Below are 23,190 nucleotides of genomic sequence, written 5' to 3' on the forward strand. Positions count from 1 at the left end.
CCTGTGCGCGGGCCGATGCAGGCGTCGGCCGCAGTGTGGCCGACGCGCCCCAGCCGTTTGGTGACTAGCCGTTCGGGGTACGAATACGGCTGCCTCAGCGCGTCTTATCGGCGTCCAGCGCCGCCTGCATCAATGCCGCGATGGCGTGCGCGTCTTGGTCGGCTTGCTGCGTCAGGAACTGGGCGACACTGCGTTGATTGCCGGCCGGATGGTTCTGGCTCAGCTTGAAGGTGAGCTCGATGCGGCTTGGAACGAAGCGGAAGCCGACCAGGCCGCGCAATTGCCGGCGATGACTGTCGCGCTCCATTTCGAACTGCCAATCGCTGCCCACGCGTTGCTCGAAGTGCGCGCTCATGCGCGCAATCAAACTGCCCAGCGCGTCTTCATCGCTCACCTGGTTGCAGCGTCCATGCAGGTGCGCAACGGCGTAGTTCCAGGTGGGTACACGCGCAGCTGCGTCCTTGTCCAGGTACCAGGTGGGCGAGACATAGGCATGCGGGCCCTGCAACACCAGTACCGCGTCGCCAGCAGTGTGCGCCTGCGGATTGGGGCGTGCCCAATGGCCTTCGATCACGACATCCTGGCCATCGCGCTGATACAGCACCGGCAGGTGCGAGATCGCCGGCTGCCCGCCCTCGTCCTGGCTGATCAGGGTGACGAACGCATCGCGCGCGAACAGCCAGTCCAGCAAGGCCAGATCGGTCTGCGCAAATGCGCGCGGGGCGTACATGTCAGGCGCGGCCGCCCATGTTCACGACCATGCGCGCACGCAGCTCGGCATCGTCGTTACCTTGGGGCGGCGAGACTTCATGCAGCGAAAAGCCGCGGATGAGTGCGTCTTCCTCGTCCAGCCCATCCAGTGCCACGAATTCGGCGTCGAACAAGGCTGCGCGTGCGCTATCTTCGCTGTCGTAGGGCAGCGTCTTGCCGTCGCTGTCCAGTACCTCGGCGGTGCCGGCTTCGTTGACGCGCAGGCGCGCCCAGATCAGCGTGCGGCCGATCGTGGCCAGCCACCAGGAGTCGCGGGCGCCCTGCAGGGTGTCTTCGTAAGTAGTCATTGCATTACCTTGGAAAGCAGGCCGAGCAGGGCCGCCATGCCCAGGCCGAAAAAGATGGTGAGCAGCGAGAGCCAGGCGGGTGTGGCCAGACCGGACAGTGCAGTGTCGCGGTAGCTGCGGTAACGGCGCGCCAATAACCAGCGCAACGCCACAGGGCTGATGAAGGCCGGGTCGCCGAAGCTGGCCAATGCCTCCGGGTGGCGGTCGCGCATGTGCACCAGGGTCAGCGGCCAGAAGATCAGCAGCGCGGTCAACCCGGCGACGGCGACACCCACAAAACACAGTGCGAAGAACAGGGTCATGTGGCCGCCAGCAGGAGTGCGAGTTTGGGGAGTGTCGCGCCGATGACCAACGCGGCGATGGACCAACGCATTGGACCGGTGGCATGCCGGGTTGCGGCGCGCGCGGCGTCGGTCTGCCACCAGCGTTGCGGCTCCAGTTGGCGCGCTGCCAGCCGCGCCAGCAACACGCTCCGTACCGCCGTCAGCCCGGCCATGATCGCCGCTAGCCAGAAGGCCAGCGATTGCAGCAGGGGGACGGCGGCCGGCAAGCTCACTCAGAACTCCGCGCTGCCTGGCGCACGCGGGTAGGGGATCGCGTCGCGGATGTTGCTCAACCCGCATACGTACACCACCAGCCGCTCGAAGCCCAGGCCGAAGCCGGCATGCGGCACCGAGCCGTAGCGACGGAAATCGCGATACCAGCTGTAGTGCTCCTTATCCAGGCCGAACTGCGCCATGCGCGCGTCGAGCACGTCCAGGCGTTCTTCACGCTGGCTGCCGCCGATGATTTCGCCGATGCCCGGCGCCAGCACGTCCATCGCCGCAACGGTCTTGCCGTCTTCGTTCAAGCGCATGTAGAACGCCTTGATGTGCTCGGGGTAATTGGTCACCACCACCGGGCGGCCGATGTGTTCTTCGGTGAGCCAGCGCTCGTGCTCGGTCTGCAGGTCCAGGCCCCATTCCACCGGGAAATCGAACTTCTTGCCGGAGTTCTGCAGCAGCTTCACCGCCTCGGTGTAGTCGATCTGCTCGAACGGTGCATTGATGAACGCTTCGAGCTTGGTGATTGCGTTCTTGTCCACGCGCTCGGCCAGGAACGCCAGGTCGTCGCCACGCTCATCGAGCACCGCGCGGAACAGGTATTTGAGGAACTGCTCGGCCAGGCGTGCGTCTTCGGCAAGATCGGCAAAGGCGATTTCCGGCTCGATCATCCAGAACTCGGCCAGATGGCGCGTGGTGTGGCTGTTCTCGGCACGGAAGGTCGGGCCGAAGGTGTAGACCTTGCTCAGCGCCAGGCAGTACGCCTCCACGTTGAGCTGGCCGGACACGGTCAGAAAGGTTTCCTTGCCGAAGAAATCGCGGCTGAAATCCACATTGCCGCTGGCATCGCGTGGCAGGTTGACCATGTCCAGCGTGGAGACGCGGAACATCTGCCCGGCACCTTCGGCATCGGAGGTGGTGATGATCGGCGTGCTGATCCAGTTGAAGCCGTTCTGATGGAAGAAGCGATGCACCGCCTGCGCCAGGCAGTTGCGGATGCGGGTCACCGCACCGAACAGGTTGGTGCGCGGGCGCAGATGCGCCACTTCACGCAGGAATTCCGGCGTCATCGGCTTGGGCTGGATCGGGTACGTCAACGGGTCTTCGACCCAACCGACGATCTCCACGCCGCTGGCCTGGATCTCGAACGACTGGCCCTTGCCCTGCGACTTGACGAGTACGCCCTTGGCGATCAGCGAGCAGCCGCTGGTCAGCCGCTTGATCTCGTCGAAATTGGGCAGCGTGTCGTTGGCCACCACCTGGATCGGAGCGAAGCACGAGCCGTCGGTCACGTTGATGAAGGCCAGTCCGGCAGATCCGCGCAAGGTGCGCACCCACCCCCGTACCGTGACTTCGCCGCCTTCCGGGAGCTTTCCCGCAAGCGCATGTTCAACGCTGACCACCGTCATGACTGTTCCTCGCCGTAGCGACCTTGAATGGCCTGCGAGTTTACTGGCTGCGGCCGCGCCGGCGCGAGCATCTGAACCGCGTGCCGACGGCGGCGCTTGTCGCAGGCGCAGGCTGCCCCCATCTGTTGCGGACGCCGCCACTCAGCGTTCTGCCCGGTTGTTGCGGCCTCGCTATACTTGCCACCACTGTTTCGGAGTGCCCTCATGGCCGTCAGCCTCACCCCCGCCGCGCTGGAGCGCGTGCAGCGTTTCGTGCAGCAGACCCCGGGTGCGTTGGGTCTGCGCTTTGGCGTGACCAAGACCGGTTGTTCCGGCTGGGGTCACGTCACCGACCTGGCACGCGAGGCGCGCGACGACGACGCGGTCTTCGAGCAGGGCGGGGTACGCATCTTCGTCGACCCTGCCAGCCTGCCGCTGGTGGATGGCACCTGCATCGACTTCGGCAAGCACGGCCTGAGCGAGACCTTCACCTTCAGCAATCCCAACGCCACGGCCGAATGTGGCTGCGGGGAGAGCTTCACCACCGCGGACGAGCATCGCTGAGCGCGACCTGAGCCAGGCGGCGCTGGAGTGTTTTCTTCTTCCACCGGGAGAGGCTGCCCCAAAAGGGTCGGATGAGGGGACGGGCGAAGCTTCGCGTGGTTGAACGACACGAGTGGCTTTGCCCCGTATCCTCACCCCAACCCCCGCTCTGCGCCCCAGCCCGCGCTTGCGGCGCGGGCGCTCCAAGCCACGCGCGCCAGTGGCGCGCAGACCGCGCCGTGGAGCCCCGGCAGGAGAGGGGCTTTGAAAGTACCCCTTGCCCGGTCTGTTGCGGCTAAGCATCTGATCTGCCATACTTTCTTGCTTCCTGCCCGATTCCGGGCGGGAACCCTTGCTCCACCGGCCGCTTGCGCGGACCACCGGGGAGCTGTCCGGCCCACGTGGCCACATCCGAAAGGTAAAACAACATGAGTCGTCATTACGAAGTCGTGTTCCTGGTCCATCCGGACCAGAGCGAGCAGGTCCCGGCCATGATCGAGCGCTACAAGTCGCTGATCGAGGGCGGTAACGGCACCATCCACCGCCTGGAAGACTGGGGCCGTCGTCAGCTGGCCTACCCGATCCAGAACCTGGTGAAGGCGCACTACGTGCTGCTCAATATCGAAGTCGACCAGGCCGTGCTGAGCGAGCTGGTGGAAAGCTTCCGCTTCAACGACGCGGTGCTGCGTCACCTGGTCGTCAAGCGCGATGGCGCCGACACCGAGCAGTCGCTGATCATGAAGAGCAAGGACGAGAAGGGCGACAAGCCCGAGCGTAGCGAGCGTCGTCGTCGTGACGACGAAGAGGGCGAAGCGCCCGCCGCCAACGATAACGACGGCGACAACGCCGAAGCCGCTTAAGGAGCGCTGTCATGTCCAAGTTCTTCCGTCGTCGCAAGTTCTGCAAGTTCACCGCCGAGGGCGTCAAAGAGATCGACTACAAGGATCTCAACACCCTGCGTCAGTACCTCACCGAGAACGGCAAGATCGTGCCGAGCCGCGTGACCGGTACCAAGTCCAAGTACCAGCGCCAGCTGGCCACGGCCGTCAAGCGCGCACGTTTCCTGGCGCTGATCCCGTACACGGACAACCACGACGTCTAAGCAGTTCCGCGCAGGAGTCCGCATTGTTGCGGCTCCTTGCGCACGACCCGCACGGGTTTGTGTGGGTCACAGGCAAAACCGGCAGGTTGTATGTGGGTCCCTCACAAGAGGCCACACGTCCATGTGCGGGTTATTAAATTGATAGAGGCTGGTGGTTCGGTGTGCAGTGTCAGTCGGGGCTTTACGATTCCCGATTCCCCAATCCCGATTCCCGGCTTCTCCTATTCGGACAGCACCCGTTGCGCCCTCCACATGCCGGCGCTAACGAATAACGGAGTACCACCATGGATCTGATTCTTCTGCAGAAAGTGACCAACCTGGGCAACCTGGGCGACAAGGTCAGCGTCAAGCCGGGTTACGGCCGCAACTTCCTCGTGCCGCAGGGCAAGGCCGTGCCGGCCACCGCTGCCAACGTTGAAGCGTTCGAAACCAAGCGCGCCGAGTACGAAGCCAAGGCCAACAGCATCCTGGCCGAGGCACAGAGCCGCGCCACCAAGTTCGAGGGCGCCAGCGTCACCATCGGTGCGCATGCATCGACCGAAGGCAAGCTGTACGGCTCGGTTGGCCCGCGCGACATCGCCGAGGCGTTCACCGCCGCCGGCCTGCCGCTGGAAAAGAGCGAAGTGATCCTGGGCGAAGGCGCATTCCGCAATGTCGGCGAATACGACGTTGTGCTGCACCTGCACGCGGATGTGGAAACCACGGTCAAGGTCATCGTCGAATCCGACGCCTGATCCAGGCCACATGTGTCATCCGAAGGGCGCCTTGTTGGGCGCCCTTCGTTTTTGGGGCGCCGCCGCCAGTGCGGGCATGCCCGTTATACTCATGCCCCATTGCTGGTTCCACGGCCCGCGGATCTTATGGATCAAGGGCTTGGGTGCTGGCTTCACAGGAAAAGCGCCTGCCGGCTTGGTCCGCGCGGTGCCCGGAATCTCCAGCCCCCCATGCGCCTGTCCACGATCAAGCTGTCCGGTTTCAAGTCGTTCGTCGACCCGACCACCTTGCACCTGCCCACCAACATGACCGGCATCGTCGGCCCCAATGGTTGCGGCAAGTCCAACATCATCGACGCGGTGCGTTGGGTGATGGGCGAAAGCTCGGCCAGTCGCCTGCGTGGCGATTCACTGACCGACGTGATCTTTTCCGGCTCTTCGGCACGCAAGCCGGTATCGCAGGCGACGGTGGAGCTGATCTTCGACAACTCCGACCACACCATCAGTGGCGAGTTCGCCTCGTTCAACGAGATCTCGGTCAAGCGCCTGGTCAGCCGCGACGGCAATAGCGCCTACTACCTCAACGGCACCAAGTGCCGGCGCCGCGACATCACCGATCTGTTCCTGGGCACCGGCCTTGGGCCGCGCAGCTACTCGATCATCGAGCAGGGCATGATCAGCCAGATCATCGAAGCGCGCCCGGAAGACCTGCGCGTCTATCTGGAAGAAGCCGCCGGCATTTCCAAGTACAAGGAACGCCGCAAGGAAACCGAAACGCGTATTCGGCATACGCGCGAAAACCTCGACCGTCTGAGCGACCTGCGCGAAGAAATCACCAAGCAGCTGGCGCATCTGCAGCGCCAGGCGCGGCAGGCCGAGCAATACCAGGCACTGCAGGAAGAGCGCCGGATCAAGGACGCCGAGTGGAAGGCGCTGGAATACCGCGGTCTGGATGGTCGGTTGCAGGGCCTGCGCGAGAAGTTGAATCAGGAAGAGACACGCCTGCAGCAATTGATTGCCGAGCAACGCGATGCCGAAGCACGCATCGAGACCGGCCGCGTGCGCCGCGAAGAAGCCGCCGAAGCGGTGGCCAAGGCACAAGCCGACGTCTACCAGGTCGGTGGCGCGTTGGCGCGTATCGAGCAGCAGATCCAGCACCAACGCGAACTCTCGCATCGCTTGCACAAGGCGCGCGATGAGGCGCAGAGCCAGCTGCAGGAATTGACCCAGCACATCAGCGGCGACTCGGCCAAATTGAGCGTGCTGCGCGAAGCGGTCGCCGCTGCCGAACCGCAACTGGAGCAACTGCGCGAAGACCACGAATTCCGCCAGGAGTCGCTACGCGAAGCCGAAGCGCGGCTGGCCGACTGGCAGCAGCGCTGGGAAACCCATAACCGCGACACCGGCGAAGCCTCGCGTGCCGGTGAAGTGGAGCGCACGCGCGTCGATTATCTGGACCGCCAGGCACTGGAAGCCGACCGCCGCCGCGAAGCACTGGTCAACGAGCGTGCCGGGCTGGACCTGGACGCATTGGCCGAGGCGTTCGAGCAGATCGAACTGCGCCATGAAACCCAGAAGACCTCGCTGGACGGCCTGACCGAGCAGGTCGAGGCGCGCAAGCACGCGCTCGCTGGGCTGCAGGAACAGCAACGCGCCAGCCAGGGCGAGCTGGCCGAAGTGCGCAAACAGGCGCAGGCTGCGCGTGGCCGGCTGTCGTCGCTGGAAACCCTGCAGCAGGCCGCGCTCGGCCAGGAGCAGGGCGCCGCAGTGGCGTGGCTGAAGTCGCGCGGACTGGATTCGGCCGCGCGCGTGGGCGAGCGCATCAGCGTCGAGAGTGGCTGGGAAAACGCGGTCGAAGGCGCCTTGGGGCAGTTGATCGAAGGCGTGCTGGTGGAGGCGCCGGAGCAACTGGTCGACGCGCTGGGCGAGTTGGGCGATGGTCGCATCGCGCTGGTGTCCAGTGCCACTGACAATGCGAGCTTCGCGCCGACCTCGCTGGCCGCCAAGGTGCAGGGGCCGATCGCGATCCGTCGCCTGCTTGCGCGTCTGCACACCGCCGAGGATCTGGACGCTGCGCGCACGCTGCAACGCAGCCTGCCCGAAGGCGATTCGGTGATCACCCGCACTGGCGAGCGGCTGGGCGAGGGTTGGGTGCGCGTCTCGCGCTCGGGCGCGGCCAAGCAGGGCGCGTTGCTGCGTGAGCGCGAGATTCAAGAACTGCGTACGCAGATCGAAACCTTGCAGGAGCGCGAAGCCGAGCTTGAACATCAGCTCTCCAGCTTTCGCGAACAATCGCTGGCGGCAGAGCAGCAGCGCGAAGACGCGCAGCGCCAGCTGTACATGGCGCACCGCAGCGTTTCCGAACTGGCCGGGCAATTGCAGAGTCAGCAGGGCAAGGTCGAGGCGGCGCGCACGCGCATCGAGCGCATCGAAACCGAATTGGCGCAACTGCTGGAAACGCTGGACACCAGCCGCGAGCAGGCCCGCGAGGCGCGCGCAAAACTCGAAGATGCGGTCACCTTGATGGGCGATCTGCAGGGTACGCGCGAAGCGCTGGAAAGCGAGCGCCGTCAACTCACCGATGCACGCGATCAGGCGCGCGATGCCGCGCGCGGCGTGCGCGATGCGATGCATGCATTGGCGCTGACGCTGGAGTCGCAACGCACCCAGATCGCATCGCTGAGCCAGACCCTGGAACGCATGGACAGCCAGCGCGGGCAGCTCGATACGCGCCTGGAAGATCTGGTCGCCCAGCTGAGCGAAGGCGATTCGCCGGTGGAAACACTGGAACACGAACATCAGGCCGCGTTGAGCGAACGCGTGCGCACCGAGCGCGCGCTGGGCGAAGCGCGCACCCTGCTCGACAGCATCGACAGCGAGCTGCGCAGCTTCGAACAGACCCGCCAACAACGCGACGAACAAGCGCTGGCGCAGCGCGAGCGCATTTCGCAACGCAAGCTCGATCAACAGGCGCTGGTGCTCAATGCCGAGCAACTGGAAGCGGCGGTGGTCAAGGCGGGCTTCGTGCTGGAAGACGTGGTCAACGGGTTGCCCGAGGCGGCCAACGTGGCCGAATGGGAAGCGGCCGTTGGCCAGATCGACGCGCGCATGCGTCGCCTGGAGCCGGTGAACCTGGCCGCCATCCAGGAGTACGGCGAGGCCGCGCAACGCTCCGAATACCTGGACGCGCAGAACCTGGATCTCAACACCGCGCTGGAAACGCTGGAAGAAGCCATTCGCAAGATCGATCGCGAGACCCGCGGCCGCTTCAAGGACACCTTCGACCGCGTCAACTCCGGCGTGCAGGCGCTGTACCCGCGCCTGTTCGGCGGCGGCCATGCGTATCTGGAACTCACCGGCGAAGACCTGCTCGACACCGGCGTCACCATCATGGCGCGCCCGCCGGGCAAGCGCGTGTCGAGCATTTCGCTGCTTTCCGGCGGCGAGAAGGCAATGACTGCGGTGGCGCTGGTGTTTGCGATCTTCCAGCTCAACCCGGCGCCGTTCTGCCTGCTCGACGAAGTGGACGCGCCGCTGGACGAAGCCAATGTCGGCCGTCTTGCCAACATGGTGCGCGAGATGAGCGAAAAGGTGCAGTTCCTGTTCGTCAGCCACAACAAGGCCACGATGGAAGCCGCGCGCCAGCTCTCCGGCGTGACCATGCGCGAGCCGGGCGTCAGCCGTCTGGTCAGCGTGGACTTGGAAGAGGCCGCACGTTTGGCGGGTGCGGCATGACGTGCCATGCTTGTTGGAATAACGACACCTGTCACTCTTATGCGGAGGCACGCTGAATGTCCGACATGGCCATGATCCGGATCGGGATCCTGATCGCTGGACTGCTGCTGGTCGCGGCCATCTTCCTGTTTGGTCGCCCGAAGAAATCGCCGCAAGGGCGCCGGGTCGACAAGGACGAGGGCCAGCCGCGCGAACGGCGCGAGCCGGTGATTTCCAGCGAGTTTGGTGTGGAGGGTGACGCTGCAGAACGCGCAGAAGGCGTCGAGCAGAGCGAGCTCAACCTGGAAGGGCAGGATGCTTCCGGCGGTAACGAGGTCGGCAAGCGCCCGAACCAGGATTTCGACAAGATCGTGTCGTTGTTCGTGGCCGCCAAGGCGGGCCAGGTGCTGCGCGGCGAAGATGTGGTGGTGGCCGCAGAGAAGACCGGGCTGGTGTTCGGCCACATGAACGTGTTCCACCGCCTGGTGGAAGGCCATCCGGAGCGCGGGCCGATCTTCAGCATGGCCAGCATCCTCAAGCCCGGCAGTTTCGACATGGCCAACATCCGCGAGATGCAGACGCCGGCGATTGCGTTCTTCCTCACGCTGCCGGCACCGATGACTGCGCTCGACGCCTGGGAAAAAATGCTGCCCACCGTGCAGCGCATGGCCGAGCTGCTGGATGGCGTCGTTTTGGACGACAGCCGCAATGCGTTGGGCCGCCAGCGTGTTGCGCATATCCGCGACGAACTACGCGCCTACGATCGCCAGCACCAGGCACCGCCGCTGACCAAGTCGCCGCGCTGGTGAGTTGACATGTTGAGCCTGCAGGGCGTGTTGGCGGTGGCATTGCTGCTGGTGCTGTGGGCGATCTTGGCGATGCCGTTGTTGTGGATCTTCACCAGGATCGCCGCGCGCCTGCGCAAAAGGCCGCGACATTCGCCCTGGGTGGTCGTGGGCTTTGCTGCCGCGATCACGTTGCTGGTCGCGCCGGTGCCGACGCCTTTCGTCAGCGTGTTGATGCCGCACGCCATCGCGCTGCTGGATCGCCGCTATTACCTGCACATCCTGCAAGGCCCGCCGCTACTGCACGAGCTGCTGTTGTGGAACGCCGGCTCGATGGCGCTGACCTTCGTCATCAGCTATCTGTGGATCCGCCGCACGCTGCGCGCACCGGAGCCTGATGGATTGGATCGCTAGGAACTTAAAGCCCCTCTCCTGCGGGAGAGGGGGTGGGGTGCGGGTACGGGGCGAAGCCCTCGTGCAGCCGGACAACGCCAGGCGTCGCTCGCATCCTCATCCACCCCTTCGGAGCACCTTCTCCCCCATGAAAGAGGACAATGTCCCCAGGGAGAAGGATCTACCACTCAGTGCTGAGTGCTCAACGCTTGGCTTTCCCGAATGCCTCGCGGAAGCGCAGCATTTCCGCTTCGGTCCCCACGCTGACGCGCACGCGCTTGGGCCAGATCGGCCAGCTGCGGCCGACGATGACGCCCTGCTTTTGCATCGAATCGGCGAACACGCTCGCATCGCGCTTGACGTCCAGCAGGAAGCAGTTGGCTTGCGAGGGCAGGCAGGTGTAGCCCTTGCCCTTGACCCAGGCGATGGTCTCCTCGCGTACGCGGGCGTTCTCGGCGCGGCGGGTCTGCACCAGCAGCGGGTCGCGCAGGCTGGCGATACTGGCGGCCATTGCCGGAACCGACACCGGGTTGCTGCCGAAAGCGGCAAGTTTGGTCTGCAGGCCGGGCGGGGCAAGGGCGGCGCCCAGGCGCAGGCCGGCCATGCCGTAGAGCTTGGAGAAGCTGCGCAGCACGATCAGATCCTGGCGCTGACGCACCAGATCGGCCACCGAGGGCTCGTTGCTGTAGTGGATGTACGCCTCGTCGACCACCAGCACGGCGCTGGCCGGTTTGTTGGCCAGCAACCATTCGATGTCGGCGCGCGGGGTGATGGCGCCGGTGGCGTTGCCGGGGTTGCACAGGTACAGCATGCCGGCAGTCGGGTCGGCCTTGGCCATCGCCTTGACGTCATGCGCGCCATCGGCACGCAGCGGCACCTTGCGTACGGCCACGCCGCGGGCGGTGGCGCTTTCGATCAACGGGTCGAAGCTAGGGTCGGCCACCACCAGCCCTGCACGCGCGGACGTGAACAGGCTGCCGGCACGGTTCAGCGCGTCCCGCGACCCGGGGAATAACGACAGATGATCGTTGGGCAGCTGCAGCTCGCCGGTCATCAGGTTACGCAGATCCTGCTCCATCTCGAGCAGGTAGCGGCCCGAGCGTGCCAGCGAACGGGTGGCAGCGTCCAAGGCGGCCGGGGCAGGCCCGAGCGGATGCTCGTTGAGGTTGAGGTAGACCGTGCCGGCCGCCGCGGCCACGCCCGGCGTTGCCGGCGCCGCGGCGCGCTTGCGGGCCGCTTCGGCTGCGGGTGCCAGCCCCAGTGCGGAAACCGCCACGCCGGTGGTAGCGAGGCTGAGAAACGAACGGCGCGAGACGGGCAACGACACGGTGAACTCCATAGGCGGCGGGCAAAGAGGGCGCCACGCTAGCGGGTTTGTGTCTGTCTGCCTATCGGGGAATTGCCATAAAACTGGTTCGACGCGTGCTTGCAGGCGTTGGACGGCAGAGACAGGTGGCGTGACGGTGGCTGGCTGTAATGGCCGTGCTCCTGCCGGGCCCGCTGTCCAGCCCGGATGCGAATGGGTGCTGACGCACCCGGTGCGCATCGACGCAAACGACTTCATCCATCGCTCAAGCATCGCTCAGTCATCGCGAACGGCACCCGCACCGCTGACCTTGGCATCGGCATGGCCCGTTAGAATAGGCGGCCCAGAGCCAGCCCTGCGATCGTATGACTGCCAGCCCGGATCCCGCTCAGCGCATCGATGCCCTGCGCCGTCGCATCGAAGACGCCAACTACCAGTATCACGTGCTCGACGAGCCGCAGATGGCCGACGCCGATTACGACAAGTTGATGCGCGAGCTGGAGGCCTTGGAGCGCGCGCACCCGGAATTGGCCAGTGCCGATTCGCCAACCCAGCGCGTCGGCCATCTGGCCGCCTCGCGATTTGCCGAAGTGCGGCATGCCTTGCCGATGCTGTCGTTGGGCAATGCCTTCAGCGAGGAGGAAGTGACCGAGTTCGTGCGGCGCATCAGCGAGCGGCTGGAGGTCAAGCAACCGCTGTTTTCCGCCGAACCCAAGCTCGATGGCCTGGCAATCAGCCTGCGCTACGAGAATGGCGAGTTCGTGCAGGGCGCCACGCGCGGCGATGGCGCCACCGGCGAGGATGTCAGCGCCAACCTGCGCACCGTCAAGGCGATTCCATTGCGGCTGCGCGGCGAGGGCTGGCCGCAGGTGCTGGAAGTGCGCGGCGAGGTCTACATGCCGCGCGCCGCGTTCGAGGCCTACAACGCACAGATGCGTGCGCAGGGCGGCAAGGTGCTGGCCAACCCGCGCAATGGCGCGGCCGGCTCGCTGCGCCAGCTGGATGCGCGCATCACCGCGCAGCGCCCGCTGAGCTTCTTTGCCTACGGCGTCGGCGAAGTGAGCGAAGGCGCATTGCCGCAGACCCATTCGGCGATCCTGGCGCAACTGCGTGCGTGGGGCTTTCCGGTCAGCGCGCTGGTCGAGGTGGTGCAGGGCAGCGATGGTCTGCTGGCGTATTACCAGCGCATCGGTGCCGCACGCGATGGGCTGGCCTTCGATATCGATGGCGTTGTGTACAAGCTCGACGATCTGGCCGGGCAACGCGCAATGGGCTTCGTCTCGCGCGCGCCGCGTTGGGCGATTGCGCACAAGTTCCCCGCACAGGAGCAGTCCACCACGGTGGAGGCGATCGAGATCCAGATCGGCCGCACCGGTGCGGCCACGCCGGTGGCGCGCCTGAAGCCGGTGCATGTGGCCGGGGTGATCGTCACCAATGCCACGCTGCACAACGCCGACCAGATCGCGCGGCTGGATGTGCGCGTGGGCGACACGGTGATCGTGCGCCGCGCCGGGGATGTCATTCCTGAAGTGGCCGCTGTGGTGGCCGACCAGCGCCCGCCCGGTACCCAGGCCTGGCAGATGCCGACGCAATGCCCGGTGTGCGGTTCGCAGATCGTGCGCGAAGAAGGTCAGGCGGTCTGGCGCTGTTCCGGCGAGTTGACCTGCCCGGCGCAGCGCAAGGAGGCGTTCCGGCATTTTGTCTCGCGGCGCGCGATGGATGTGGACGGCCTGGGCGAAAAATTCATCGAAGTGCTGGTCGACAGTGGCCTGGTGAAAGGCGTGGCCGACCTGTATCTGCTAAGCGTGGATCAGCTGCTGCAATTGCGCCTGATCAGCACGGCCGAGAGTCCGCACGCGTTCTTGCGCGAGGCGCGCGAGCATCTGGCCAGCGGCGCATATGCGCAGCTGGAAACCAGCGTGGTCGGCATCGGCGTGGACCTGGCCGGCGAGCGCGACGTGCCGCAGACCTGGCAGGCCGACCTGCTGCGCGCAGGCTTGCCGCGCTTCGACTGGAACCGCAAGAAGATCGCCACCAAGTGGGCGGAGAATCTGATCGAGGCGATCGAAACATCGCGCGACACCACGCTGGAGCGTTTCCTGTTTGCGCTGGGTATCGAGCATGTGGGCGAAAGCACGGCCAAGGCGTTGTCGGCCTGGTTCGGCGACCTGGAATTGATCCGGCATCTGCCGTGGCCGCTGTTCAAGCGCGTGCCGGACATCGGCGGCGAAGTGGCGCGTTCGCTTGGGCACTTCTTCGATCAGGCCGGCAATCAGCAGGCCATCGATGACCTGCTGCAGCGTGGCGTGCGCATCGGCGATACGCATCCACCTTCGCCCAAGCTGCGCGAGGCGCTGAGTTTTGCCAGCGTGTTGGAAGACATGGACATTCCCAAGGTGACGCCGGTGCGTGCGCAGCAGCTTGCCGCGGCGGTGGATTCGTTCGCTGCGTTGCGCACGGCCGGTGCCGATGCCTTGCAGCAAGCCGGCGTTCCGGCACCCGTGGTGGCCGCGTTGCTGCAATGGCTGGATCGCCCCGAAAACACTGCGCTCGCGAATGCGGCGCAGCAGGCGATGGAAACCGTGCTGGCGCGTCTGCCCCAAGCCGATGCGCTGCAGGCCGGCCCGCTCGATGGCCAGACCGTGGTCATCACCGGGACCCTGGCTGCGCTGACGCGCGATGCGGCCAAGCAGCGGCTCGAAGCATTGGGCGCCAAGGTCGCCGGTAGCGTCTCCAAGAAGACGGCATTTCTGGTGGCCGGCGAAGAAGCCGGTTCCAAGCTCGACAAGGCGCAGTCGCTGGGCGTGGAGATCTGGGACGAAGCGCGTCTGCTGGCCTTCCTGGGCGACCACGGCCAACAGCCATGAGCACGGCGCAGTTGGATCTGGCCGCGCTGCAGTTGCGGGCGCGGCTCAACGCCACGATCCGCGACTTCTTCGCCGAACGCGGCGTGCTGGAAGTGGAAACGCCGGTGCTTTCGGAGGCCGGCAATACCGAACCGAATATCGAAAGTTTCAGTACGCGCTTCACCGGTCATGTCGATGCTGGCGCGCCGCTGCGCTGGTTGCGTACCTCGCCGGAGTATCCGCTTAAACGCCTGCTAGCCGCCGGCCTGGGCGATTGCTACGAACTGGGCCGGGTGTTTCGCAACGGCGAAGCCGGTGGCCGTCACAACCCCGAGTTCAGCATGCTCGAATGGTATCGGGTGGGCTGGAACGATCGCAGCCTGGCGCAGGAGACCATCGAACTGGTGCGTCGCGCGCTGGCGCTGGTCGGGCGCCAGGCGAGGGTGCAGGTGCTGACGTATCGCGCGCTCTTTGTGCAGGCGTTGGGCATCGACCCATTGTGCGACCCGATCGAAACGCTACGCGCTGCCTTGCATGACGTGGCGATCGATCCTGTGGGTCTGACCCGCGACGATTGGCTGGACCTGCTGATGACCCATCGCATCCAGCCGGGCTTTGCCGCCGACACTCTGACGGTGGTGCACGATTGGCCGGCCAGTCAGTGTGCGTTGGCGCGGATCCGCCACGACGACCCGCCGGTCGCCGAGCGCTTCGAGCTGTATCTGGGCAGTTTCGAGGTGGCCAATGGCTATCACGAACTGAACGATGCGCAGGAGCAGCGTGCGCGCTTCGTGCGCGACAACGCCTTGCGTGCGGCACGTGGATTGCCGCAGCTGCCGCTGGACGAGCGCCTGCTGGCGGTGTTGTCGCAGTTGCCCGACTGCGCCGGTGTGGCGGTGGGCGTGGATCGCCTGTTGATGGCCTTGCGCGGCACCACGCAGATTGCCGACGTGCTGGCGTTCGACTTCGCCCGCGCCTGAGTCATCTGGCTGTCATTGGCGCCGTATTGCTATCTTCACATCGATGATGCTCTCATCTTCACGTCCACGGGGGCGCGACGAAGATCGTTCGGGGTGAGGATTGTCGGCATGAAGTGGCTGGTCAGCTTATGCGGTTTGTGGTGCTTGCCGCTGCTGCTGCTCGCCGATGCGCGCGCGTCCGACCGCGCAGCCGGCGTGGTGCGCTGCGAGTCCAAGGACCTGGCGCGCGTGCACTGCGCGATGGACACCGCCCAAGGCGTGCAACTGGTGCGCCAGCTCTCCGAAACCAGCTGCATCCGCGGTAGCGAATGGGATGTCGAACGCGACGGCGTGTGGGTCGAACAAGGCTGCCGCGCCGAATTCGCAGCGACCCGTGCGAAGACCGCAACCGTGATGCGCCGCGTGGTGCGCTGCGATTCCAACGGCGGCACGGTGGCCTGCCCGGTGGTGCTGCGGGGCGCGCCGGTGCGGCTGCTGCGGCAACGCTCGATGTGGCCATGCAAGGAAGGGCGCACCTGGGGCGTTCGCCGCAACGAAATCTGGGTCTCGCGTGGATGCGACGGCGAATTCGAAGTGGGCGCAGAAGATGGCTCCGGCTTCGTCGCGGTGCCGCGCATGGTTACCTGCGAATCGAAGAAAAACGCGCGGCGCACCTGCGGGGTGTCGGTGGAACGTGCGGTGCGCCTGGGCCGGCAGATGTCCAAAACGGCCTGCGTGGAAGGCCAGACCTGGGGCTGGAGCCGCGACGGGGTGTGGGTGAACGACGGCTGCCGCGCCGAGTTCATCGTCGACTGAGAGCGGCCAACACGACATCGCGCGCAGTCGTCAGGCGGGTCGGGACGACGCGCCGTCAGCGCAGGTGTACGAGTGGTACCTGCCGATTCCGGGCACCGGCCGCGGCCGCCTGCCGGCTGCGCAGTGGGTTTGTTCGCCGCGCCAAGGCCGCGCGGTCGTGCAACGGCGCAGGCGCTGCGCGCGCCTTACAATGGGCGCATGAACGACAGCGCCCATATCGATTACGCCCGCTACGACCACATCCGGCCACTGCTGTGGACCGGCGATGCCCTTGAGTTGCTCGACCAACGCAAGCTGCCGTTCGAGGTGGCGCATGTGCGTTGCGACAGCAGCGACGCGGTGGCCGAGGCGATCCATTCCCTGGCCGTGCGCGGTGCGCCGGCGATCGGCATCGCGGCAGGTTGGGGCGTGGTGCTGGCCGCGCGCGACATCGCTGCCGACGACGGCAGCGCTGCGCTGCAGAAGCTGGAGCCGGCGCTGCTGCGGCTCAACGCGGCGCGTCCGACTGCCGTCAACCTGGCCTGGGCGCTGATGCGCATGCGCCGCGTACTGGGCGCGGCCGGCGCCGACTGGCGCGAGGTGATCGCGCGCGAGGCGCAGGCCATCGCCGATGAAGACCTGGCCGCCAACCGCCACATGGGCGCGCTTGGCGCCGCGTTGATCGCACCGGGCAGCGGCGTGCTCACCCATTGCAACACCGGCTCGCTGGCCACCGCCGGCTTTGGTACCGCACTGGGCGTGATCCGCGCCGGCATGGCGCAACAGCGCATTGCCAAGGTGTTCGCCGGAGAGACCCGGCCGTGGCTGCAGGGCGCACGCCTGACCGTGTGGGAGCTGCAGCAGGACGGTATCGACGCCACCCTGATCGCCGATTCGGCGGCCTCGCATCTGATGAAATCCGGACTGGTGCAGTGGGTGATCGTCGGCGCCGATCGTATCTGCGCCAATGGCGATACCGCCAACAAGATCGGCACCTACCAGCTGGCCATCGCCGCGCGCCACCACGGGGTCAAATTCATGGTGGTGGCGCCGTCGTCCACGGTGGATATGGCAACGGCCAGCGGGGACCAGATCGAGATCGAGCAGCGCGATCCCGGCGAGTTGTTCGGCGTGGGCGGGGTCAGGACGGTGGCCGATGGCATCCATGCCTGGAACCCGGTTTTCGACGTCACTCCGGGCGATCTGATCGACGCAATCGTCACCGAACGCGGCGTGATCGCGCAGCCGGACCTGGCGCGGATGCAGGCCGCCTTCGGCGCCTGAGCCCGGGGCCGGCCGCCCGGCTTCCAACGCCGCCCAAACTCCCTGCAAGTGCTTGTTTCTGGCTGGTAAAGCGGAGGCGTCGGGATGCCCTGCCGTGGTACAATCCGGCGCTTGAATCGATCGGCGGGAGCGTGGGGTCGGCAGCCTGATGCAAGGGCGCTCCCGACGCGGCTTTCCGGCTCGCCCGCCACCTCACATACGGAACCCGAATGGCAGAAACCGCCAAGGAAATCATCCAGGTCAACCTGGAAGACGAGATGCGCAAGAGCTACCTCGATTACGCGATGAGCGTGATCGTGGGCCGCGCACTCCCCGATGCCCGTGATGGCCTCAAGCCTGTGCACCGGCGCGTGCTGTACGCGATGCACGAGCTGGGCGCACACAGCAACAAGGCCTACTTCAAGTCGGCGCGTATCGTCGGCGACGTCATCGGTAAATACCATCCGCACGGCGACCAGTCGGTGTACGACACGCTGGTGCGCATGGCGCAGCCGTTCTCGCTGCGCTACATGATGGTCGACGGTCAGGGTAACTTCGGTTCGGTCGACGGCGACTCCGCTGCGGCAATGCGTTACACCGAGTCGCGCATGTCGCGGCTGGCGCATGAGCTGATGGCCGACATCGACAAGGAAACCGTCGATTTCCAGCCCAATTACGACGAAAAGGAACAGGAACCGACGGTCATGCCGACCCGGTTCCCGAGCCTGCTGGTCAATGGCTCGGCCGGTATCGCGGTGGGCATGGCCACCAATATCCCGCCGCATAACCTGACCGAGGCGATCAACGCCTGCATCGCGCTGATCGACACACCCGAGCTGGATGTCGAAGGCCTGATGGAATACATCCCCGGCCCGGATTTCCCCACCGCCGGCATCATCAACGGCACCGCCGGCATCGCGGCCGGCTACCGCACCGGCCGTGGCCGTGTGCGCATCCGCGCCAAGGCCGATGTGGAAGTGGCCGACAACGGTCGCGAGGCGATCGTCGTCACCGAGATCCCGTACCAGGTCAACAAGGCGCGGCTGATCGAGAAGATCGCCGAGCTGGTCAAGGAAAAGAAGCTCGAAGGCATCAGCGAGTTGCGCGATGAGTCCGACAAGGACGGCATGCGCATCTACATCGAAGTCAAGCGCGGCGAATCTGCCGAGGTTGTGCTCAACAACCTGTACCAGCAGACCCAGATGGAGGCGGTGTTCGGCATCAACATGGTGGCGCTGATCGACGGCCGCCCGCAGTTGATGAACCTCAAGCAGATGCTGGAGGCGTTCATCCGCCACCGCCGCGAGGTGGTCACCCGTCGCACCATTTTCGAACTGCGCAAGGCGCGTGCGCGTGCGCACGTGCTGGAAGGCCTGACCGTTGCGTTGGCCAACATCGATGAAATGATCGAGTTGATCAAGACCTCGGCCAACCCGCAGGAAGCGCGCGAGCGCATGCTGGCCAAGACCTGGCAACCGGGCCTGGTGGGCGCGCTGTTGGGCGCCGCCGGCGCCGAAGCCTCCAAGCCGGAAGATCTGCCGCCGGGCGTGGGCCTGATCCAGGGCTTCTACCAGCTCAGCGAAGTGCAGGCCTCGCAGATCCTGGAAATGCGTCTGCATCGCCTCACTGGTTTGGAACAGGAAAAGCTGACCGACGAGTACAAGCAGTTGCTCGGCGTCATCGAAGGCCTGATCCGCATCCTGGAAAACCCGGACGTGCTGCTGCAGGTGATCCGCGACGAGCTGATCAATATCCGCGAAGAATATGGCGACGAGCGCCGCACCGAAATCCGTCACAGCGAAGAAGATCTGGACATCCTGGATCTGATCGCGCCGGAAGACGTGGTGGTGACGCTGTCGCACGCCGGGTACGCCAAGCGCCAGCCGGTGAGCGCGTACCGCGCGCAGCGCCGCGGTGGCCGTGGCCGCTCTGCCGCAGCGACCAAGGAAGAAGATTTCATCGACCAGCTGTGGCTGGTCAACACGCACGACACGCTGCTGACTTTCACCAGCAGCGGCAAGGTGTTCTGGCTGCCGGTGCACCAGTTGCCGGAAGCCGGCTCCAATGCGCGTGGCAGGCCGATCATCAACTGGATTCCGCTGGAAGCCGGCGAGCGCGTGCAGGCGGTGCTGCCGGTGCGCGAATACGCCGACAACCGCTACGTGTTCTTCGCCACACGCAACGGCACGGTCAAGAAGACGCCGTTGAGCGAATTCGCCTTCCGTCTGGCGCGCGGCAAGATCGCCATCAACCTGGACGAGGGTGATGCGCTGGTCGGGGTGGCCTTGACCGATGGCGACCGCGACGTGTTGCTGTTCGCTTCCAACGGCAAGACCGTGCGCTTTGGCGAATCCACCGTGCGTTCGATGGGCCGTACCGCCACCGGTGTGCGCGGTATTCGTCTGACCAAGGGCGAGGAAGTGGTCAGCCTGATCGTGGCCGAGCGTGCTGGCGGTGTCGAAGAAGAGATCGAAGGCGAGGAGGTCGATGACGTGGTGGAAGCCACCGATGGCGGCGAGTCTGCCGTGATCGAGGTCGCCGACGACGGCAATGTGGCCTACATCCTGACGGCCACCGAGAACGGCTACGGCAAGCGCACCCCGCTGACCGAGTACCCGCGCAAGGGGCGTGGCACCCAGGGCGTGATCGGCATCCAGACCACCGAGCGCAACGGCAAGCTGGTGCGTGCAGTGCTGCTGGGCGCCACCGACGAAGTGCTGTTGATTTCAGATGGCGGCACGCTGGTGCGCACGCGTGGTTCGGAGATCTCGCGCGTTGGCCGTAATACGCAGGGCGTCACGCTGATCCGCTTGTCCAAGGGCGAAAAGTTGCAGGCGGTGGAACGCCTGGACGCGTCGCTGGATGAAGTGGATGAGGTGGTGGACGAAGCAGGCGCAAGTGTGAGCGAGGCGCCGCCAACTGACGCATGATCGCAGCGCCAACGCGACGCAGTTGAGCAAAAACGCCGGTGAAAACCGGCGTTTTTTTATGCGCGAAGGTTTGGGGCGCCACGCTTTATGGCGAGTGCTGACATCTGCAACGCAGTGTCTTCATGCGTTCGCCGCAAAGATCGCGGCTCTTTCACTGGCCCGGGTCGAAGGTTGTGGGTGGTGCGGCGGCGTTGCGTCGCCGCTGAGTCGAAGAGGAACAACGGATGACGATTCTGGATCGTCCTTCCGGTCGCGGCCATTGGGCGCTGGCGACCTTGGGAGGCGTGATTGCTTTACTGGGCGCGGTGCTGCTTGCCGGTGGCGTGTGGCTGGCTGCGTTGGGCGGCTCTTGGTATTACGCACCGGCCGGCGCGGCGATGCTGATTGCTGGTGTGCTGCTGTTTCGTGGCCGCAATGCGGGCGCCTGGTGGTTTGCCGGCGTAGTGGCGGTTTCGTTGCTCTGGACGTGGTGGGAATCAGGCAGCGATTACTGGCGCTGGGTGCCGCGTCTGGGCCTGATCGTGGGTCTGGCATTCGTGCTTGCGCTGTTGCTACCGAAACTGCATCGCCCTGTGTCGCGCACGGTATCGCGCAGCCTGGCCGGTGCGCTGGCGATGGTATTTGTGGTGGCGTTCGCATTGGCGTTCATGCCGCATGGCGTGACTGAAGCCGATGGCGCGCTGGCGCATGCGGCAGGCATGCTCGGTGGTCTGGTCAACCGCGACACCTCCGCCCCGGTCGAGGCGTCCGGCGTACAGCCGGCGAATGCACCGGCCGACGGCGATTGGGCCGCATACGGACGCAGCCAGGCCGGCCAGCGCTATTCGCCGCTGCAGCAGATCAATCGCGACAATGTGACGCAGCTGCAGCAAGCCTGGCTTTTCCACACCGGCGATCTGCCGGACAAGCGCTGGGGTGCGGAAACCACGCCGCTGAAGGTGGGCGACAGCCTGTACCTATGTACTGCACGCAACCAGGTGATTGCGCTGGATGCCGCCAGCGGCAAGCAGCGCTGGCGCTACGATCCCAAGGTCAAGGACGAGGCGATTCCGTACACGGCGGCATGCCGTGGCGTCTCGTATTACGAAGTGCCGGCGGCTGCCACCGCTGCGGATGCTGGAGCAACCGCACAGCTGTGCGGCACGCGCGTGATCGAAGGCACGCTCGACGGGCGCTTGATTGCGCTGGACGCACGCAGCGGCACGCCGTGCCCGGATTTCGGCAGCAACGGTCAGGTCGATATCACCGTCGGTATGGGCCAGACGCCGCCGGGCTATGTGTCGATCAATTCGCCGCCGGCCATCGTGCGCGGCGTGGTGGTCACCGGGCATCAGGTGCTCGACGGGCAGAAGCGTTACGAGCCCTCCGGTGTGATCGAAGGCTTCGACGCGGTCACCGGCAAGTTGCGTTGGGCCTGGGACATGACGCATCCGGAATGGAACGGCGCACCGCCGCCGGGCCAGAGCTGGACACGCGGCACGCCCAATATGTGGACCACCGCCGCAGCCGATGAGCAGTTGGGCTATGTCTATTTGCCGATGGGCAATTCCACAGCCGATTACTGGAGCAGCTCGCGCACGCCGCAGGAAAACCGTTACGCGACCTCGCTGGTGGCGCTGGATGTCGCCACCGGCAAGCCAGTATGGAATTTCCAGACCACCCACATCGATGCATGGGACTACGACCTGGGCTCGCAGCCGAGCCTGATCGACTTCCCCAAGGACGGCGTCAACGTGCCGGCGGTGCTGTTGCCGAGCAAGCAGGGCGAGCTGTACGTCCTGGATCGGCGCACCGGCAAGCCGCTGGTGGGCGTGGAAGAGCGTGCGGTGCCAGGCGGTGGCGTGGAGCCGCAGATGCGTGCCAGGACGCAGCCGTTCTCGCTGTATCACACGTTGCGCAAGCCGGATCTGACCGAACGCGACATGTGGGGCATGACCCCGATCGACCAGCTGGTTTGCCGTATCCAGTTCCGCAAGGCCAGCTATAAGGGCATCTACACGCCGCCGGAAGCGGACCGGCATTCGATCGAGTACCCCGGTTACAACGGTGGTTCGGATTGGGGCAGCGTGGCGGTAGATCCGCACCGCGGTGTGATCGTGGCCAATTACAACGACATGCCCAACTACAACCTGCTGGTGCCGCGCGCCAAGGCCGACAAGCTGGGTTGGGCACCGCGCGATGAAGTGCGTGGCGATGCGGGCGGTGCGGAAGGCGCAGGCGACCCGCAGACCGGCACGCCGTATGCAGTCAACGTCAATGCCGGCTGGCGTCTGCCGTTCACCAAGTTGCTGTGCAAGGAGCCACCGTATGGCGGCATCCGCGCCATCGATCTGGCCAGCGGCAAGACGTTGTGGGACCGCCCGTTCGGCAGTGCGCGCGGCAATGGCCCGTTCGGCATCCGTTCCGGCCTGCCGATCGAAATCGGTACACCGAACAATGGTGGCGCGGTGGTGACGGCAAGCGGTTTGATCTTCATTGCCGCAGCCACCGACGACCTGATCCGCGCGATCGATCTGGCCACCGGCAAGGAGCTGTGGCATGCCAAGTTGCCGGCCGGCGGCCAGGCCAACCCGATGGTGTACGAATACGATGGACGCGAGTATCTGGTTATCATGGCCGGCGGCCACCACTTCATGGAGACCCCGGCAGGCGATGCGTTGATCGCCTACGCGTTACCGCAGAAGGCGCAATGAAGTCGGAGACGAGCGGGGGCGGCTGCTAGAGACAGGCAGACGCCATGCCACGTGGTTGGCGGCTGGAATCGGAGTGTGCAATGCAGGCAGACATGCTGATGTCGCCCGTGAGTCGTCCTCCGGCAGCTAAGAGGGATCGCTCCATTCGTCAGTGACTCAG

At 65.5% G+C, this 23,190-nt stretch carries 19 protein-coding genes and 1 other RNA gene; 13 read left to right on the forward strand and 7 right to left on the reverse strand.

Annotated features, from left to right (window positions below; all coding sequences use genetic code 11):
* Positions 1-94: 94 nt before the first annotated feature.
* The 5 genes from ACCQ15_RS08105 to asnS are packed head-to-tail and all read right to left on the reverse strand — an operon-like array spanning position 95 to position 3,009.
* Positions 95-730, reverse strand: coding sequence for an FMN-binding negative transcriptional regulator (locus ACCQ15_RS08105; protein WP_014089853.1), 636 nt, complete (start codon positions 728-730; stop codon positions 95-97).
* A gap of 1 nt (position 731) precedes the next feature.
* Positions 732-1,058: a type 2 periplasmic-binding domain-containing protein gene (locus ACCQ15_RS08110; RefSeq protein ID WP_014089854.1), complete on the reverse strand. Its 327-nt coding sequence runs from the start codon at positions 1,056-1,058 to the stop codon at positions 732-734.
* Positions 1,055-1,360 (reverse strand): hypothetical protein, encoded by a 306-nt coding sequence (locus ACCQ15_RS08115; protein ID WP_008576283.1) that lies wholly within the window; start codon positions 1,358-1,360, stop codon positions 1,055-1,057. Before ACCQ15_RS08115 ends, ACCQ15_RS08110 begins: the two co-directional genes overlap by 4 nt.
* Positions 1,357-1,614 (reverse strand): hypothetical protein, encoded by a 258-nt coding sequence (locus tag ACCQ15_RS08120; protein WP_029819147.1) that lies wholly within the window; start codon positions 1,612-1,614, stop codon positions 1,357-1,359. Before ACCQ15_RS08120 ends, ACCQ15_RS08115 begins: the two co-directional genes overlap by 4 nt.
* Entirely contained in the window at positions 1,615-3,009 is a 1,395-nt protein-coding gene (gene asnS, locus ACCQ15_RS08125) for an asparagine--tRNA ligase (RefSeq protein WP_372172516.1), read from the reverse strand.
* Positions 3,010-3,213: 204 nt separating this feature from the next.
* Between asnS and ACCQ15_RS08130 the strand changes: the two genes are divergently transcribed.
* From ACCQ15_RS08130 to ACCQ15_RS08160, 7 genes are all read left to right on the forward strand, one after another.
* Complete coding sequence (locus tag ACCQ15_RS08130; RefSeq protein WP_007966300.1) at positions 3,214-3,552, forward strand: HesB/IscA family protein; 339 nt, start codon at positions 3,214-3,216, stop codon at positions 3,550-3,552.
* 407 nt (positions 3,553-3,959) lie between these two features.
* Positions 3,960-4,391, forward strand: a complete 432-nt coding sequence (gene rpsF / locus ACCQ15_RS08135) for a 30S ribosomal protein S6 (RefSeq protein ID WP_003485869.1) — start codon at positions 3,960-3,962, stop codon at positions 4,389-4,391.
* A gap of 11 nt (positions 4,392-4,402) precedes the next feature.
* Positions 4,403-4,633, forward strand: coding sequence for a 30S ribosomal protein S18 (gene rpsR, locus ACCQ15_RS08140; protein WP_002804494.1), 231 nt, complete (start codon positions 4,403-4,405; stop codon positions 4,631-4,633).
* A gap of 284 nt (positions 4,634-4,917) precedes the next feature.
* Positions 4,918-5,367, forward strand: a complete 450-nt coding sequence (gene rplI / locus ACCQ15_RS08145; protein ID WP_003485864.1) for a 50S ribosomal protein L9 — start codon at positions 4,918-4,920, stop codon at positions 5,365-5,367.
* A gap of 210 nt (positions 5,368-5,577) precedes the next feature.
* Complete coding sequence (gene smc, locus ACCQ15_RS08150) at positions 5,578-9,081, forward strand: chromosome segregation protein SMC (protein WP_011347026.1); 3,504 nt, start codon at positions 5,578-5,580, stop codon at positions 9,079-9,081.
* 56 nt (positions 9,082-9,137) lie between these two features.
* Positions 9,138-9,869 carry a cell division protein ZipA gene (zipA, locus tag ACCQ15_RS08155; RefSeq protein WP_008576275.1) on the forward strand — a complete coding sequence of 244 codons (732 nt, stop codon included), beginning with the start codon at positions 9,138-9,140 and terminating at the stop codon, positions 9,867-9,869.
* Positions 9,870-9,875: 6 nt separating this feature from the next.
* The gene (locus tag ACCQ15_RS08160) at positions 9,876-10,259 is read left to right on the forward strand and encodes a hypothetical protein (protein ID WP_031422049.1); all 384 of its coding nucleotides are present in this window, start codon (positions 9,876-9,878) and stop codon (positions 10,257-10,259) included.
* Positions 10,260-10,440: 181 nt separating this feature from the next.
* Here ACCQ15_RS08160 and ACCQ15_RS08165 read toward each other — a convergent pair whose 3' ends face one another.
* Positions 10,441-11,565, reverse strand: coding sequence for a pyridoxal phosphate-dependent aminotransferase (locus tag ACCQ15_RS08165; protein ID WP_372381404.1), 1,125 nt, complete (start codon positions 11,563-11,565; stop codon positions 10,441-10,443).
* Between the two features lie 344 nt (positions 11,566-11,909).
* Here ACCQ15_RS08165 and ligA point away from each other — a divergent pair, with 344 nt between their 5' ends.
* From ligA to ACCQ15_RS08180, 3 genes are all read left to right on the forward strand, one after another.
* Positions 11,910-14,411 carry an NAD-dependent DNA ligase LigA gene (gene ligA, locus ACCQ15_RS08170; protein WP_372381405.1) on the forward strand — a complete coding sequence of 834 codons (2,502 nt, stop codon included), beginning with the start codon at positions 11,910-11,912 and terminating at the stop codon, positions 14,409-14,411.
* The gene (epmA, locus tag ACCQ15_RS08175) at positions 14,408-15,370 is read left to right on the forward strand and encodes an EF-P lysine aminoacylase EpmA (protein ID WP_041469562.1); all 963 of its coding nucleotides are present in this window, start codon (positions 14,408-14,410) and stop codon (positions 15,368-15,370) included. Before ligA ends, epmA begins: the two co-directional genes overlap by 4 nt.
* A gap of 108 nt (positions 15,371-15,478) precedes the next feature.
* On the forward strand, positions 15,479-16,165 hold the full coding sequence (locus ACCQ15_RS08180; RefSeq protein WP_303400490.1) for a DUF3011 domain-containing protein: 687 nt from the start codon (positions 15,479-15,481) through the stop codon (positions 16,163-16,165).
* A gap of 4 nt (positions 16,166-16,169) precedes the next feature.
* On the opposite strand, the gene ACCQ15_RS08185 is transcribed toward ACCQ15_RS08180, so the two are convergent.
* Positions 16,170-16,246, reverse strand: a non-coding RNA gene (locus tag ACCQ15_RS08185) — sX9 sRNA.
* 117 nt (positions 16,247-16,363) lie between these two features.
* On the opposite strand from ACCQ15_RS08185, the gene mtnA reads away from it, so the two are divergent.
* The 3 genes from mtnA to ACCQ15_RS08200 all read left to right on the forward strand — a co-directional run bounded on the left by mtnA (position 16,364) and on the right by ACCQ15_RS08200 (position 23,030).
* Entirely contained in the window at positions 16,364-17,428 is a 1,065-nt protein-coding gene (gene mtnA, locus ACCQ15_RS08190) for an S-methyl-5-thioribose-1-phosphate isomerase (protein WP_011347031.1), read from the forward strand.
* 209 nt (positions 17,429-17,637) lie between these two features.
* On the forward strand, positions 17,638-20,337 hold the full coding sequence (gene gyrA, locus ACCQ15_RS08195) for a DNA gyrase subunit A (RefSeq protein WP_014089864.1): 2,700 nt from the start codon (positions 17,638-17,640) through the stop codon (positions 20,335-20,337).
* A 224-nt stretch (positions 20,338-20,561) separates the two neighbouring features.
* On the forward strand, positions 20,562-23,030 hold the full coding sequence (locus ACCQ15_RS08200) for a membrane-bound PQQ-dependent dehydrogenase, glucose/quinate/shikimate family (RefSeq protein ID WP_372381406.1): 2,469 nt from the start codon (positions 20,562-20,564) through the stop codon (positions 23,028-23,030).
* Positions 23,031-23,190: the final 160 nt, after the last annotated feature.

Source organism: Xanthomonas sp. NCPPB 1754 (genome assembly GCF_041475725.2).
GTDB classification, from domain to species: domain Bacteria; phylum Pseudomonadota; class Gammaproteobacteria; order Xanthomonadales; family Xanthomonadaceae; genus Xanthomonas; species Xanthomonas euvesicatoria.